Genomic DNA, 15,163 nt, shown 5'->3' on the forward strand with positions numbered 1-15,163 from the left:
CAGTTGCACGCCGAGACCGAGCCGAAAGGTCGCCCTGCGGGGAAGGCGGCCACGGGAGAATTGTGAGCTCGGCGGTCGACCACGACGTACCCGCCACGCCGTAGTAATGGGCATTTGTACATGTACATTCGCACACAAGGAGAGGTCTTGACGTATCTATTCCCTCTCTGCGCGATCGCGGCGGAGGCGGCGGCAACCAGCCTGTTCAAGGGCAGTTTCGGGGACTTTCGCGTCTGCTCGCCGGGTCACGACGGGGCGATCACGGCCATGCCGAGCGTCTTGGCGGCGTCGCGCATCCGGTCGTCGTAGGTGCACAACCGGCCCAGATCGACGCCGAGCCGCTGCGCCGTCGCCAAGTGGATGGCATCGAGCGTGCGCAGCTCGAATGGCAGCAGCCCACCAGCGAGATCGAGGACGCGCTTGTCGACGCGCAGCAGATCGAGATGAGCCAGCGCCCGGCGGCCGGCTTTCCGCGCTGATTCACCCTTGTCAAGCAGGGCCCGCATGACCTCCGCGCGCGCAAGGGCACTCGACACTCGCGGGTGGCGGGTGCGAAGGTAGCGGCGCAGCGCGTCCGACTCTGGCTCGCGAACCGCGAGCTTGACGATCGCGGACGAGTCGAGATAGATGGCCGCCATCAACGCTCGTGCTCACGCAGGCGCGCAAGCGTCACCGACGGCAGCTCGACGCCCGCGTCGAGGTCGAGCGGTTCGGGCAGATCAACGACGTCGAGCGTGGCACGCTCGATCTCGCCGCTTGCCAGCAGCTGCTCGTATGGACCGCCCTGCGGCAGCGGCGAGAGCAGGGCGACGGGCCGGCCGCGGTCGGTGATCTCGATCGTCTCGCCGGCCTCGACTCGGCGCAGCAGCTCGCTGGCCCGCTGCCGCAGCGCACGCACCCCCACCGAGGTCATTGTGCTAACTGTAGCACAAGCGGTCGGCGTCATGGGCCGACGTTCGACTCGCGCAGGCTTTAAGTAACGTCGGTGTTAATTACTAGGACCTGAAAAAGTCGGCGCGTTGTTCCTCGGTTGGTTGGCGCTGAGCTGGGAGGATGGCCTCAATGCCCTTGTTGCGGAAGGGATTGAGGCCATCGTGTTTCGTACTGTAGGCGATCAGGCATCGTTGTGGGAATCCGTGCTGCCCGAGGAGTTGCGGCGGCTGCCCGAAGAGCTGGCCCGGGTGGATGCGCTGCTCGATGATTCGGCGTTCTTCTGCCCGTTTGTGCCGTTCTTCGACCCGCGGATGGGTCGGCCGTCCATACCGATGGAGACCTATTTGCGGTTGATGTTCTTGAAGTTCCGTTACCGGTTGGGCTATGAGTCGCTGTGTCGGGAGGTCACCGATTCGATCACCTGGCGGCGGTTCTGCCGTATTCCGTTGGAGGGATCGGTGCCGCACCCAACCACGTTGATGAAGCTGACCACGCGCTGCGGTGAGGATGCGGTGGCCGGGCTCAATGAGGCGCTGCTGGCCAAGGCGGCCAGCGAAAAGCTGTTGCGCACCAACAAGGTCCGTGCCGACACCACCGTGGTGGAGGGCGATGTGGGCTATCCCACCGACACTGGACTGCTCGCCAAGGCGGTCGGCTCGATGGCGCGCACCGTGGCGCGGATCAAAGCCGCGGACGCGGGATCGGCGCCGCTCGGTGGGTCGTCGGGCCCGCGCGATCGCCTCCAAGCTGCGGTTACGCGGCGCGCAGCAACGCGATCAGGCGCAGGCCTTCGTGCGCCGGATCACCGGGGAGCTAGCCGGGATCGCCGAGCAGGCGCTGACCGAGGCTGCCGCGGTGGTACGTAACGCCCAACGTGCGGTGCGCCGCGCCAGTGGGCGGCGCAAAGCCTGGCTACGCCAGGCCATCAACCATCTCGAGAAGCTGATCGGACGCACCGAGCGGGTGGTGGACCAGGCCCGTAGCCGGCTGGCCGGGGTAATGCCCGACTCAAGCAGCCGCCTGGTCAGTCTCCACGATGCCGACGCTCGCCCGATCCGCAAGGGACGATTGGGCAAGCCGGTCGAGTTCGGCTACAAGGCCCAGGTCGTCGACAACGCCGACGGTGTCATCCTGGACCACAGCGTCGAGCTCGGAAACCCCGCAGATGCACCGCAATTGGCACCCGCCATCGAACGGATCAGCCGCCGCACCGGACGCCCACCACGGGCAGTGACCGCTGATCGGGGCTGCGGAGACGCATCGGTCGAAGATGATCTCCACCAGCTCGGGGTGCGCAACGTGGCCATCCCACGCAAGAGCAAACCCAGCGCCACCCGCCGCGCATTCGAACACCGACGGGCATTCCGCGACAAGATCAAATGGCGAACCGGATCCGAAGGACGCATCAACCACCTCAAGCGCAGCTACGGCTGGAACCGCACCGAACTCACCGGCATCACCGGCGCCCGAACCTGGTGCGGACACGGCGTCTTCGCCCACAACCTCGTCAAGATCAGCACCCTGGCAGCGTGACAGACACCCGCGCCCACCCCGACCACGCCACGCAGGTCGCCCAGCCCGCCGCCGTCAATGCAACCGCGACTTTTTCAGGTCTTAGTAATTAGTGGCCGCCGCTTTGGGTCCACCGGGGCCCTGCGGCGAAACACCAGACGTGATGCCGTGATCGGCGATACCCTTCGACCCATTGAAGGGAGAACAGCCATGTCGTTTGTGATCGCGAACCCCGAGATGCTGGCAGCGGCGGCGACCGATTTGGCCGGCATCCGGTCGGCGATCAGCGCCGCGACCGCGGCGGCCGCGGCCCCGACGATCCAGGTTGCCGCGGCCGGCGCCGACGAGGTGTCGCTGGCCATCTCGGCGCTGTTTGGCCAGCACGCCCAGGCCTATCAGGCGCTCAGCGCCCAGGCGACGATCTTTCACGACCAGTTCGTGCAGGCCCTGACCTCCGGCGGCAACCTGTATGCGGCCGCCGAGAGCCACACCGTCGAGCAGATGGTGCTCAACGCGATCAACGCGCCCACCCAGACACTGTTCGGCCGCCCGCTGATCGGCGACGGCGCCAACGGGACCGCGGAGAACCCGGACGGCCAAAACGGCGGCCTGCTGTTCGGCAACGGCGGCAACGGCTTTACCCAGACGACCGCCGGGGTGGCCGGCGGCAACGGCGGCAGCGCGGGGTTGATCGGCAACGGCGGGGCCGGCGGCGGCGGCGGGGCCGGCGCCGCCGGCGGCCTCGGCGGCAACGGCGGGTGGCTGTACGGCAACGGCGGGGCCGGCGGCATCGGGGGCGCGGGCACCGGAACCGGTGGTCACGGCGGGGCCGGCGGGGCCGGCGGCCGGGCCTGGCTGTGGGGCACCGGCGGGGCCGGCGGAGCCGGCGGTGACGGCGGCTGGTTGTTCGGCGACGGCGGGGCCGGCGGCACCGGCGGCAACGGCGGCAGCGGCTTTAACAGCTTGACCTCTTCGGTCGGCGGCGCCGGCGGGGCCGGTGGGCACGCCGGGCTGTTCGGCGCCGGCGGGACCGGCGGGACCGGCGGCATCGGCGGGCAAAACACCGAGACCGGCCCGGCCGCCAGCAACGGCGGCGCGGGCGGCGCCGGTGGCGGCGGCGGGTACCTGGTCGGCGATGGCGGCGCCGGCGGGACCGGCGGGGCCGGCGGGAAGAATTCCAGCGGTGGCGCCACCCTCACCGGGGGCACCGGAGGGACCGGCGGGGCCGGCGGGGCGGCCGGGTGGCTCTACGGCAGCGGCGGCGCCGGCGGTGCCGGCGGCGCCGGCGGGCTCAACAACGCCGGTGGTGCCACCGGCGGCACCGGCGGTACCGGCGGAGCCGGCGGCTCTGGAGCGTGGCTGTACGGCAACGGCGGGGCCGCCGGGGCCGGCGGCAACGGCGGCAACAATACCAGCGCCGGCACCGGTGGTGTCGGGGCTAGCGGCGGGACCGGCGGAAACGCCGGGCTGATCGGCGCCGGCGGCCACGGCGGGGCCGGCGGCGCCGGCGGAAACCAAACCGGTGGCGTGGGCAACGGCGGGGCCGGCGGGAACGGCGGCGCCGGCGGGGCCGGTGGTCAGCTGTACGGCAACGGCGGGGACGGCGGCAACGGCGGGGCCGGCGGGGCCAACATCGCCGGCGGCAATGGCAGCGACGGCGGCGCCGCCGGCCACGGCGGGGCCGGCGGGAGCGCCCGGCTGATCGGAGCCGGCGGCCACGGCGGGGACGGCGGCGCCGGCGGGAACACCGCCGGCAGAAGGGCCGACGCGATCGCCGGCACCGGCGGGGACGGCGGCAACGGCGGGAATGGCGGCTTGCTAAGCGGCAACGCCGGGGCCGGCGGCCACGGCGGGGCGGGCGGGAGCAGCACCGCGACCACCACCACCGGAACACCCCCAACGGGTGCAACGGGCGGCAATGGCGGCAACGGCGGGGCCGGCGGCACGGCCGGGTTTACCGGCAGCGGCGGCATCGGCGGCAACGGCGGGGCCGGCGGCACCGGCGGTAACGCCGGTGTCGCCTTGTCGGTTGGCAGCACGGGCGGACTGGGCGGTAACGGCGGCAGCGGGGGCCTCGGCGGCGGCGGGTCGCTCTTCGGCAATGGCGGGGCCGGCGGTGTCGGCGCAACCGGCGGAAACGGCGGAAGCGGTATCGGGCCCGCCAGCGTGGGTGGCAACGGCGGCAAGGGCGGCGTTGGTGCGGCCGGCGGGCTTGCCGGGCAGATCGGCAACGGCGGTAGTGGTGGGTCCGGCGGTGCCGGGGGCAACGGCGGGACCGGCGATACCGCCGGCAACGGTGGCAATGGTGGTGCCGGCGCGGTCGGCGGCAACGCCCAGCTCATCGGCAACGGCGGCAACGGCGGTGGCGGCGGGAACGGCGGAACCGGCGCCACCCCCGGCACCGGCGGCGCCGGCGCCGCCGGCGGCACCGGCGGCACGCTGTTCGGCGCCCCCGGAACCACCGGCGCCGACGGCACCTAAGGCCCGCGAGCAGACGCAAAATCGCCCAATTTCGTGCCGAATTGGGCGATTTTGCGTCTGCTCGGCGCAGCTAACCCGCCACGTACTCCACCGCGCCGTCGTCGAGCACCACCCGGGCCTCGGCGCCGTCGGAGCCGGCCACCTCGGTGCGGAACACCGCCCGGCCCGGCTCGGTGCGCCAGATCACCGTCGACAGCGTCTCGCCGGGAAACACCGGCTTGGTGAACCGCGCGGCGATCGAGGTGATGTTGGCCGCCACACCGCCGCCAAGCTCGGCCACCAGCGCCCGGCCCGCCACCCCGTAGGTGCACAACCCGTGCAGGATCGGCTTGGGAAACCCGGCCAGCTGCGTGGCGAACCAGGGGTCGCTGTGCAGCGGGTTGCGGTCACCGGAGAGCCGGTAGATCAGCGCCTGGTCCTCACGGGTCGGCATATCGATTCGGGCGTCGGGGTGGCGGTCCGGAAATTCCGGCGCGGCCGGCCGCTCACCCCGCGCTCCTCCGAAACCCCCCTGACCCCGAAGCACCAACGTGGTAAGCGTTTCGGCAACCAACGAACCCGATTCCGGGTCGCAACCGCGGCCGCGCAGCACAACGATGGCGTTCTTGCCCTCCCCCTTGTCCTGGATGTCGGCGACCTCGGTGACCACCGACAGTTTTCCCGCCGCCGGCAGCGGCGCATGCAGCCGGATGCCCTGGGAGCCGTGTAGCAGCGCCGCCGGGTTGAATGTTCCCACCTTTGCGGCCGCACCAAACGCCGGACAGCAAATCACCGCATACGTCGGCAACACTTGCTGGTCGATGCCGTGGCTGTTCTCCGTGGTGAACGCCAGATCTCCGGTCCCGGCGCCCACCCCGATCGCGTAAAGCAGCGTGTCCCGGTCGGTCCACTCGAACAACATCGGCTCGGTCACTGCACCTATGGAGTTCGGATCAATCGCCATGCAACTCTCCTCCCGGTTGGAAAATCATCGCAAGCCCTTCCCCCGGACGGTATCGACAGGGCAGGCTATCGCCATGGCGAAGCGCACCCCGGTCCGGAAGGCCTGCACAGTTCTAGCCGTGCTCGCCGCGACGCTACTCCTCGGCGCCTGCGGCGGTCCCACGCAGCCACGCAGCATCACCTTGACCTTTATCCGCAACGCGCAATCCCAGGCCAACGCCGACGGGATCATCGACACCGACATGCCCGGTTCCGGCCTCAGCGCCGACGGCAAAGCAGAGGCGCAGCAGGTCGCGCACCAGGTTTCCCGCAGAGATGTCGACAGCATCTATTCCTCCCCCATGGCGGCCGACCAGCAGACCGCCGGGCCGTTGGCCGGCGAACTTGGCAAGCAAGTCGAGATTCTTCCGGGCCTGCAAGCGATCAACGCCGGCTGGTTCAACGGCAAACCCGAATCAATGGCCAACTCAACATATATGCTGGCACCGGCAGACTGGCTGGCCGGCGATGTTCACAACACTATTCCGGGGTCGATCAGCGGCACCGAATTCAATTCCCAGTTCAGCGCCGCCGTCCGCAAGATCTACGACAGCGGCCACAATACGCCGGTCGTGTTCTCGCAGGGGGTAGCGATCATGATCTGGACGCTGATGAACGCACGAAACTCTAGGGACAGCCTGCTGACCACCCATCCACTGCCCAACATCGGCCGCGTGGTGATCACCGGCAACCCAGTGACCGGCTGGAGGCTGGTGGAATGGGACGGCATCCGTAACTTCACCTGACCGCGCGGTTGACGCTTACCGCCGCTGACCGCCACGATTGACCGCATGCGGTACGTCGTTACCGGCGGTACCGGGTTTATCGGGCGCCACGTGGTATCCCGTCTCCTGGACGGCCGACCCGAGGCACGGCTGTGGGCGCTGGTTCGCCGCCAGTCGTTAAGCCGCTTCGAGCGCCTCGCCGGCCAGTGGGGTGACCGGGTAAGACCGCTGGTCGGTGATCTCACGGAGCTCGAACTGTCCGAGCGGACCATCGCCGAGCTAGGCGATATCGACCATGTGCTGCACTGTGCGGCGGTACACGACACCACCTGGGCCGACGCCACCCGCGCCGTCATCGAGCTGGCGGCACGCCTTGACGCCACGTTTCATCACGTGTCGTCGATCGCGGTGGCCGGAGACTTCGCCGGCCACTACACCGAGGCCGACTTCGACGTCGGCCAGCGCCTACCGACCCCGTATCATCGGATGACATTCGAGGCCGAACGGCTGGTGCGCTCCACGCCCGGCCTGCGCTATCGCATCTACCGCCCGGCGGTGGTGGTGGGTGATTCGCGCACCGGCGAGATGGACACGATCGACGGACCCTACTACTTGTTCGGGGTGCTGGCCAAGCTGGCGGTGTTGCCGTCGTTCACCCCGATGCTGCTGCCGGACATTGGGCGCACCAACATCGTGCCGGTCGACTATGTGGCCGACGCGCTGGTGGCGCTCATGCACGCCGACGGCCGGGATGGGCAGACGTTTCATTTGACCGCGCCGACAGCAATCGGACTGCGCGGCATCTACCGCGGGATCGCCGGCGCGGCCGGACTGCCCCCGCTACTCGGGACGCTGCCCGGCTTTGTGGCCGCACCGGTGCTCAACGCGCGCGGCCGCGCCAAGGTGCTGCGCAACATGGCGGCCACCCAACTGGGAATTCCCGCCGAGATTTTCGACGTCGTCGGCTGCGCGCCCACGTTCACGTCCGACACAACCCGGGAAGCGTTGCGCGGCACCGGCATTCACGTCCCCGAATTCGCCACCTACGCGCCCGGGCTGTGGCGGTATTGGGCCGAGCACCTCGACCCCGACCGCGCGCGTCGCAACGATCCGCTGCTGGGCCGCCACGTCATCATCACCGGTGCGTCCAGCGGCATCGGGAGGGCATCGGCGATCGCCGTCGCCAAACGGGGTGCGACGGTATTCGCGCTGGCCCGCAACGGCAACGCGCTAGATGAGCTGGTCACCGAGATCCGCGCCCATGGCGGTCAGGCGCACGCATTCACCTGCGACGTCACCGATTCCGCGTCGGTGGAGCACACCGTCAAGGACATCCTGGGCCGTTTCGACCACGTGGACTACCTGGTGAACAACGCCGGCCGGTCGATACGCCGCTCGGTGGTCAACTCCACCGACCGGCTGCACGACTACGAGCGGGTGATGGCGGTCAACTACTTCGGCGCGGTGCGCATGGTGCTGGCGCTGCTGCCGCATTGGCGCGAGCGCCGGTTCGGCCACGTCGTCAACGTCTCCAGCGCCGGCGTGCAGGCCCGCAATCCCAAGTACAGCTCGTATCTGCCCACCAAGGCCGCGCTGGACGCGTTCGCCGACGTGGTCGCCTCCGAGACGCTGTCCGACCACATCACGTTCACCAACATCCATATGCCGCTGGTGGCCACCCCGATGATCGTGCCGTCGCGGCGGCTCAACCCGGTGCGCGCGATCAGCGCCGAACGCGCGGCGGCGATGGTGATCCGCGGACTCGTGGAAAAGCCGGCGCGCATCGACACTCCGTTGGGTACGCTCGCCGAAGCCGGCAACTACGTCGCGCCACGGCTGTCGCGCCGAATTCTGCACCAGCTCTATCTGGGCTATCCCGATTCAGCTGCAGCGCAGGGGATTTCGCGTCCAGACGCGGACCGCCCACCGGCGCCGCGGCGTCCCCGGCGATCCGCCCGCGCGGGAGTCCCGAGGCCGCTCAGGCGCTTGGGGCGACTGGTGCCCGGTGTGCATTGGTAGTCACTTCTGGCAGGTGAACTGGTTGACGTCGATGTATCCGATGCGAAACATCTCGGCGCAGCCGGTGAGGTACTTCATATACCGCTCGTAGACTTCCTCGGATTGCAGCGCGATGGCCTGGCCCTTGTTGGCCTGCAACGCCGCGGACCAGAGGTCGAGGGTTTTCGCATAGTGCGGCTGCAACGATTGAACTCTGGTGACGGTGAAGCCGTTTGCGCTGGCACACTCCTGCACCATCGGTATCGAGGGCAGCCGCCCACCCGGAAAGATCTCGGTCACAATGAATTTCAGGAAACGAGCGAAGGTGAACGACATGGGCAGGCCGCGTTCGTGGATCTCTTTCGGATGCAACCCGGTGATGGTGTGCAGCAGCATGACCCCGTCAGCGGGCAGCAGGCGATGCGCCAGGCTGAAGAACGCGTCGTAGCGCTCGTGACCGAAATGTTCGAAAGCACCGATGCTGACGATGCGGTCGACGGGCTCGTCAAACTGTTCCCAGCCGGCCAGCAGAACGCGTTTGGAGCGTAGACTTTCGGAGTTGGCGACCAGCTGCTGAACGTGGTTGGCCTGGTTTTTGCTCAGGGTCAGACCGACGACGTTGACGTCGTATTTTTCCACCGCGCGCATCATGGTGGCGCCCCAGCCGCAGCCGACGTCCAACAGTGTCATGCCCGGCTGCAATCCGAGTTTGCCCAGCGCGAGATCGATCTTGGCGATCTGCGCCTCTTGCAGCGTCATGTCGTCGCGCTCGAAGTAGGCGCAGCTGTAGGTCTGAGTGGGATCGAGGAACAGCCGGAAGAAGTCGTCGGACAGGTCGTAGTGCGCCTGCACGTTGGCGAAGTGCGGCTTCAGCTCGTCGGGCATTGGGATAGCGTATCGTCGTCGCGGTGAGCGTCGTATTCGCCGACGTCGACACCGGCATCGACGACGCGCTGGCCGTGATCTATCTGCTGGCCAGTCCCGACGCCGATCTGGTCGGCATCGCCTCGACCGGCGGAAACATCGCGGTAGGTCAAGTGTGCGCGAACAACCTGAGCTTGCTCGAATTGTGCGGTGCCGCAGACATCCCCGTGTCCAAAGGCGCCGATGAGCCGCTCGGCGGCCGGTGGCCCGATCACCCAAAGTTTCACGGCCCCAAGGGGATAGGCTATGCCGAGCTGCCGGCCAGCAATCGCCGGCTCACCGATTATGACGCCACGACGGCCTGGATCGCGGCGGCGCACTCCCACGCCGGCGACCTGATCGGTCTGGTCACCGGCCCGCTGACCAACCTGGCGCTGGCGCTGCGCGCCGAACCCGCGCTGCCGAGGCTGCTGCGCCGGCTGGTGATCATGGGCGGCATGTTCGACGGCCAGCCGATCACCGAATGGAACATCCGGGTGGATCCCGAGGCGGCCAGCGAGGTGTTCACCGCGTGGGCCGGACAACGACAACTGCCGATCGTGTGCGGTTTGGATCTCACCCGGCGGGTCGCGATGACACCGGACATTCTCGCCCGGCTGGCGTCCGTCTGCGGCTCGTCTCCGGTGATGCGGGTGATCGAGGACGCGCTGCGGTTCTACTTCGAGTCTCATGAGGCGCGCGGACATGGGTACCTGGCATATATGCACGACCCGCTGGCCGCCGCGGTCGCAATGGACCCGGAACTCCTGACGACCCGGACCGCGACGGTGGATGTCGACCCGACGGGGGCGACGGTCACCGACTGGTCCGGGAAGCGAAATCCCAACGCGCGGATCGGCATGAGCGTCGATCCGGCGGTGTTCTTCGACCGGTTCGTCGAACGGATCGGACGATTCGCGCGCCGAACGTGAACTGACGGCGGGATTTTCCCGAAATTCTCGCCCTGACGTCACGTTCGGCGCAAGTCATTCGTAGCTTCCCTCCAGATACCACCGCCGCTGCCGGTAGCACAGCAGCAACGCGGTGCCGGGATCGCCGTCCAGCAATACCTGAGCGCGCGCGGTGCGGCCACTCGCCCGATCCGGATCCCACCACCGCTCGTCGTCCGGCCACGGTCCGGCCCACCAGCGCAGCCGATCGTCTCGGCCACGAACCCTCAGCCGCGCCGGGTCCGCGGAGAACATCCCCCGGCTGGTCACCCGTATCGGGTTTCCTTGGGCGTCAAGCAAGTCCACCGGATCGTCGAACAGCACCGCCGGCGACGGGTCGGGCAACCTGCCGGGCCACGGCTGACCGGGGTCGGCCTGCGGCACCGGCTCAGGGGCTACTAGGCCCAGCACGGTCAACGTGATGCGTTCGGCCGGGCCGTGTCCGCCGGATAGCACCGGCACCCGCACGGCCTCCGGACCGAGCAAGCCCTGCACCCGCACCAGCGCCCGACGGGCCCGAAGCCTGTCCTGTTCACCGAGCCCGCCCCATAGCGGCAACTGCAAGCCTTCCGATGCGGACACCGTCTCCACCGCCTGCAGCCGCAGCAGAGTCACCGCCGCGGTGGGCCGGTCACGAGCATTCCGGTTGTTCAACCACCCGTCCAGTTGCCAGCGCACCCGGTCGGCGGTGGCGTCCTCGGTCAGCGGCTCGGCGCACCGCCACACCCGGCTGCGCTCTTCGCCGTTGGCGGTGACGGCATGAATGGCCAGCCGGGTGCAGCCCACTCCGGCGGCCATCAGCGCCCGATGCAGCTCGGCGGCCAGCGAGCGCCCGGCGAACGCCGCGGCGTCGACCCGGTCGATCGGCGGATCGCATGCCAGCTCGGCGGCCAGATCCGGCGGCGGCTCCCGCCCGCAGGGCGCCCGTTCCGGTTCGCCGCGGGCGAACCGGTGCGCGGCCACCGCGTCGGCACCGAACCTGGACGCCACGTCGGTACGAGACAGCGCGGCGAACTGTCCGATGGTGCGAATCCCCATCCTCCACAACAGATCCGTCAGGTCGTCCCGGCCCGGCCCGGACAGGCTCGGCTCGGTGGCAAGTTGGCGGATCGACAGCAGCGACAGAAACCGCGCATCGCCTCCCGGCTCCACGATGCGGCCAGCACGCGCGGCGAAAACCGCGGTAGACAACCGGTCGGCGATTCCGACCTGACACTCCGCGCCGGCCGCGGCCACCGCGTCGATCAGCCGCTCGGCCGCCATCTGCTCGGACCCGAAAAAACGGGCCGGCCCGCGCACCGGCAACACCAGGAGCCCGGGCCGCAGCAGCTCGGCGCGGGGCACCAGATCGTCTACCGCCGCGATCACCCCTTCGAAGAGCCGGGCGTCGCGGTCGGCGTCGGCAGTCGCTATAAACAGTTGCGGACACCGCGCCGCCGCCTCCCGACGCCGCAACCCTCGGCGCACCCCGGCCGCCCGCGCGGTCGCCGAGCAGGCGATCACCCGGTTTGCCAACGTGACCGCGACCGGGGCCGTCGCGGATAGGCCCGCGGCCGCGGCCGCCGCGACCGCGGGCCAGTCCATACACCAGATCGCCAGCACGCGAGCGGAGGCCATCACCGTCCACGCCCGTTGATCTGCAGCCGCACCCCACTGATCCGCCCCAACCCCGGGGTGGGCACGCCCCTGAGGGCCGGGGTGATCTCATAGCCGCAGACCCGGGCCGCAAGCCGCGTCGACACGCCTTGCCAGTCGCCGTCGGTGACCAGCAGGGTGCAGCCTTTTTGACGGGCACGGGCCACCACTGCCCGCGCCCGCGCCCGCGTCACCCGGCGCCCTCCCAGACCGAGCACCACCAGATCCATGCCGTCGATCAGCACAGCGGCCACCTCAACCGGATCGGTCCCGGGATCTGGTATCACCGCGAGCCGGCTCAGATCCGCCCCCATCTCCACCGCGGCCAGCAACCCGATATCCGGCTGGCCAACGATGGCCGCGTTTCCCCCGGCCGCCGTCACCGATGCCACCATGCTCAGCAGCAGTGACCGCGCACCCGACAGCACTCCCACCGTCCCCGGGGGCAACGACACCGGTCCCGCCGGCACCAGGTCGCCCGAACGGCTGGGCCCCCCGGACACCTTCTCGGACAGCAAAGCCATCTGCCGTCGTAGTGATTCGAGCTGCTCAGCACCATTTTCAAGGCGTTGGTCGGAGGCGAAGGCCACAGTCATGACCAGCCTCCTGTTCGAAAATATGTTCGAAGTCAGTAAACACCCGTCCTTGGAGTCCGTCAAGGTCATGAGAGGCTGCCTTGTGCAATCGCGTAAAACCACCTCGGTACTGGCGGCTGCCCTGCTGTTTTGCGGCCTGTTAGGCCCAGGGACGGCCCCACCGGCCACCGGTGGCGGGCCTGCCTGCCGGCCGGCAGAGCTCTTCGCCACCGACAACACCACCGATGGGTTCGAGCTACCGGCCGTTGCGACTATCGCACTAACCGGCACGGTGGTGACCGGATCGACCCTGGTCGACGGCGTGTTCTGGTCGAATGAGCGCCAGCAGATCGGCTACGAGCGCTCCCGTGAATTTCATCTGTGCGTTGTCGACGCGCCCACATTGCACAACGCCGCCGAGGCACTGCACCGCCAGTTCAACCAAGAAGCGGTGCTGACCTTCGACTACTTGCCGCAGAATGCACCCGAGGCGGACGCGATCCTCATCACCGTGCCCGACATCGGCATCGCCCGCTTCCGCGATGCCTTCGCATCTGATTTGGCTGCACACCACCGATTACGGGGCGGATCTGTCACCACAGCCGACCACACCTTAATCCTGGTCGCCGGCAACGGCGATCTCGATGTCGCCCGCCGACTCGTCGAGGAGGCCGGCGGGGACTGGAACGCAACCACCATTGCCCATGGCAGGCGTGAATTCGTGAACTAGCTGATCAAGGGCGCTCCGCTGGCCACCCGAGCCGGGTTGGTCACATTAGTTAGTCACAGCAATCTCTGGGCCGGCGGGCACAACGCGTATTCATCCCGACAGATACCAATGTGTCGCCTGTGACAAAAGCCGGGCCTGGCTAATGCTGGCCGCCGCTACTCCCACTCGATGGTGGCGGGCGGCTTGCTGGTGATGTCCAGCACCACGCGGTTGACCTCGGCGACCTCGTTGGTGATCCGGGTCGAGATGCGCTCGAGCACCTCGTAGGGCACCCGGGTCCAGTCGGCGGTCATCGCGTCTTCACTCGACACCGGACGCAGCACAATCGGGTGGCCATAGGTGCGACCGTCACCCTGCACACCCACCGAGCGGACATCGGCCAACAGCACCACCGGACACTGCCAGATCTGGTTGTCCAGGCCCGCCGCGGTCAGCTCCTCACGCACGATCGAATCGGCGTGCCGCAGCGTATCCAACCGCTTGGCGGTGACCTCCCCGACGATCCGAATACCCAACCCCGGTCCCGGAAACGGCTGGCGCGCCACGATCTCCTCCGGCAGACCCAACTCCCGCCCGACCGCGCGCACCTCGTCTTTGAACAGCAGCCGCAGCGGCTCAACGAGGGTGAACTTCAGGTCGTCGGGCAGGCCGCCGACATTGTGGTGGCTCTTGATGTTCGCGGTGCCGCTGCCCCCGCCGGACTCCACCACATCCGGATACAGCGTGCCCTGCACCAGGAACTCAGCAGTCTTACCGTCCAGCACATCCCGCACCGCGCCCTCGAACGCGCGGATGAACTGACGGCCGATGATCTTGCGTTTGCCCTCGGGGGCGCTCACGCCCGACAGCGCCTCGAGGAAGGTCTCGGCCGCGTCGACGGTGACCAGGTTGGCGCCGGTGGCGGCCACGAAATCGCGTTGCACCTGCGCCCGCTCACCGGCGCGCAACAGCCCGTGGTCGACGAAGACACAGGTCAACCGGTCGCCGATGGCCCGCTGCACCAGGGCCGCGGCCACCGCGGAATCCACGCCGCCGGATAGCCCGCAGATGGCGTGGCCGTCGCCGATCTGGGTGCGCACCTGCTCGATCAGCGCGTTGGCGATGTTGGCGGGCGTCCACTGGGCGCCGAGCCCGGCGAAGTCGTGCAAAAACCGGCTGAGCACCTGTTGCCCGTGTGGGGTGTGCATCACCTCCGGGTGATACTGCACCCCGGCCAGGCGCCGGTCGAAGGCCTCGAAGGCGGCCACCGGGGCACCGGCGCTGCTAGCCACCACGTCGAATCCGTCCGGCGCGGCCGTGACCGCGTCACCGTGACTCATCCATACCGGCTGAACCTCGGGAAGATCCGAATGCAGTTTGCCACCAAGGACTTTCAGTTCAGTCCGACCGTATTCGCGAGTGCCGGTGTGGGCGGCGATCCCCCCGAGCGCCTGCGCCATGGCCTGAAACCCGTAGCAGATGCCAAGAACCGGTACACCGAGGTCCAGTAGCGCCGGATCGAGTTTCGGAGCGCCGTCGGCGTAGACACTGGCCGGTCCACCGGAAAGCACGAGCGCCACCGGCTGACGGGCCCTGATCTCCTCGATCGAGGCGGTGTGCGGAATCACCTCGGAGAAAACCCGTGCTTCTCGAACCCGACGGGCAATCAACTGGGCATATTGGGCACCGAAGTCGACCACCAACACCGGTCGAGCCGGTGTCTCAGGCACGTCGATGTCAGCAGGCTGCACCACGGCCAGT

At 68.8% G+C, this 15,163-nt stretch carries 12 protein-coding genes and 1 pseudogene; 6 read left to right on the forward strand and 7 right to left on the reverse strand.

Going from position 1 to position 15,163, the window contains the following annotated elements; all coding sequences use genetic code 11:
- Positions 1-245 precede the first annotated feature (245 nt).
- Complete coding sequence (locus FF952_RS17850) at positions 246-638, reverse strand: type II toxin-antitoxin system VapC family toxin (protein WP_003417916.1); 393 nt, start codon at positions 636-638, stop codon at positions 246-248.
- The gene (locus tag FF952_RS17855; protein ID WP_003912214.1) at positions 638-913 is read right to left on the reverse strand and encodes a type II toxin-antitoxin system Phd/YefM family antitoxin; all 276 of its coding nucleotides are present in this window, start codon (positions 911-913) and stop codon (positions 638-640) included. Before FF952_RS17855 ends, FF952_RS17850 begins: the two co-directional genes overlap by 1 nt.
- Positions 914-1,094: 181 nt before the next feature.
- On the opposite strand from FF952_RS17855, the pseudogene FF952_RS17860 reads away from it, so the two are divergent.
- Both FF952_RS17860 and FF952_RS17865 read left to right on the forward strand, forming a co-directional pair.
- A pseudogene (locus FF952_RS17860) lies at positions 1,095-2,466 on the forward strand (ISNCY family transposase).
- Between the two features lie 189 nt (positions 2,467-2,655).
- Complete coding sequence (locus FF952_RS17865) at positions 2,656-4,926, forward strand: PE family protein (protein WP_031653948.1); 2,271 nt, start codon at positions 2,656-2,658, stop codon at positions 4,924-4,926.
- 70 nt (positions 4,927-4,996) lie between these two features.
- Here the strand turns inward: FF952_RS17865 and htdY are convergent, their stop codons facing one another.
- Entirely contained in the window at positions 4,997-5,869 is an 873-nt protein-coding gene (gene htdY, locus FF952_RS17870) for a 3-hydroxyacyl-thioester dehydratase HtdY (RefSeq protein WP_003417929.1), read from the reverse strand.
- A gap of 73 nt (positions 5,870-5,942) precedes the next feature.
- Here htdY and FF952_RS17875 point away from each other — a divergent pair, with 73 nt between their 5' ends.
- Both FF952_RS17875 and FF952_RS17880 read left to right on the forward strand, forming a co-directional pair.
- Positions 5,943-6,653 carry a histidine phosphatase family protein gene (locus FF952_RS17875; protein WP_003417932.1) on the forward strand — a complete coding sequence of 237 codons (711 nt, stop codon included), beginning with the start codon at positions 5,943-5,945 and terminating at the stop codon, positions 6,651-6,653.
- A gap of 45 nt (positions 6,654-6,698) precedes the next feature.
- Entirely contained in the window at positions 6,699-8,651 is a 1,953-nt protein-coding gene (locus tag FF952_RS17880) for an SDR family oxidoreductase (protein ID WP_003417940.1), read from the forward strand.
- On the opposite strand, the gene cmaA1 is transcribed toward FF952_RS17880, so the two are convergent.
- Positions 8,652-9,515: a cyclopropane mycolic acid synthase CmaA1 gene (gene cmaA1, locus FF952_RS17885; protein WP_003417944.1), complete on the reverse strand. Its 864-nt coding sequence runs from the start codon at positions 9,513-9,515 to the stop codon at positions 8,652-8,654.
- A gap of 23 nt (positions 9,516-9,538) precedes the next feature.
- Here cmaA1 and iunH point away from each other — a divergent pair, with 23 nt between their 5' ends.
- A complete protein-coding gene (gene iunH, locus FF952_RS17890; protein WP_003417946.1) occupies positions 9,539-10,465 on the forward strand; it encodes a nucleoside hydrolase IunH in 927 nt (308 codons plus the stop codon).
- A 54-nt stretch (positions 10,466-10,519) separates the two neighbouring features.
- Here the strand turns inward: iunH and FF952_RS17895 are convergent, their stop codons facing one another.
- Together FF952_RS17895 and imuA' are read right to left on the reverse strand one after the other, a co-directional pair.
- Positions 10,520-12,103 (reverse strand): DNA polymerase Y family protein, encoded by a 1,584-nt coding sequence (locus tag FF952_RS17895; protein WP_003900042.1) that lies wholly within the window; start codon positions 12,101-12,103, stop codon positions 10,520-10,522.
- Entirely contained in the window at positions 12,100-12,714 is a 615-nt protein-coding gene (imuA', locus tag FF952_RS17900) for a DnaE2-dependent mutagenesis accessory factor ImuA' (RefSeq protein WP_003904303.1), read from the reverse strand. Before imuA' ends, FF952_RS17895 begins: the two co-directional genes overlap by 4 nt.
- Here imuA' and FF952_RS17905 point away from each other — a divergent pair.
- Positions 12,713-13,423 carry a hypothetical protein gene (locus tag FF952_RS17905; protein WP_003900680.1) on the forward strand — a complete coding sequence of 237 codons (711 nt, stop codon included), beginning with the start codon at positions 12,713-12,715 and terminating at the stop codon, positions 13,421-13,423. The two genes, imuA' and FF952_RS17905, sit on opposite strands and share 2 nt — an antisense overlap.
- 155 nt (positions 13,424-13,578) lie before the next feature.
- Here FF952_RS17905 and guaA read toward each other — a convergent pair whose 3' ends face one another.
- Entirely contained in the window at positions 13,579-15,156 is a 1,578-nt protein-coding gene (gene guaA, locus FF952_RS17910; protein ID WP_015631564.1) for a glutamine-hydrolyzing GMP synthase, read from the reverse strand.
- Positions 15,157-15,163 lie beyond the last annotated feature (7 nt).

Source organism: Mycobacterium tuberculosis complex sp. N0072 (genome assembly GCF_030323725.1).
GTDB classification, from domain to species: Bacteria; Actinomycetota; Actinomycetes; order Mycobacteriales; family Mycobacteriaceae; genus Mycobacterium; species Mycobacterium tuberculosis.

Bases quoted from the DNA above. Each gene is read 5' to 3' on its own strand.
- htdY (WP_003417929.1), bottom strand. From the start codon at position 5,869: ATGGCGATTGATCCGAACTCCATAGGTGCAGTGACCGAGCCGATGTTG.
- FF952_RS17905 (WP_003900680.1), top strand. From the start codon at position 12,713: ATGACCAGCCTCCTGTTCGAAAATATGTTCGAAGTCAGTAAACACCCG.
- FF952_RS17855 (WP_003912214.1), bottom strand. From the start codon at position 913: ATGACCTCGGTGGGGGTGCGTGCGCTGCGGCAGCGGGCCAGCGAGCTG.
- cmaA1 (WP_003417944.1), bottom strand. From the start codon at position 9,515: ATGCCCGACGAGCTGAAGCCGCACTTCGCCAACGTGCAGGCGCACTAC.
- FF952_RS17865 (WP_031653948.1), top strand. From the start codon at position 2,656: ATGTCGTTTGTGATCGCGAACCCCGAGATGCTGGCAGCGGCGGCGACC.
- FF952_RS17880 (WP_003417940.1), top strand. From the start codon at position 6,699: ATGCGGTACGTCGTTACCGGCGGTACCGGGTTTATCGGGCGCCACGTG.
- imuA' (WP_003904303.1), bottom strand. From the start codon at position 12,714: ATGACTGTGGCCTTCGCCTCCGACCAACGCCTTGAAAATGGTGCTGAG.
- FF952_RS17875 (WP_003417932.1), top strand. From the start codon at position 5,943: ATGGCGAAGCGCACCCCGGTCCGGAAGGCCTGCACAGTTCTAGCCGTG.
- FF952_RS17850 (WP_003417916.1), bottom strand. From the start codon at position 638: ATGGCGGCCATCTATCTCGACTCGTCCGCGATCGTCAAGCTCGCGGTT.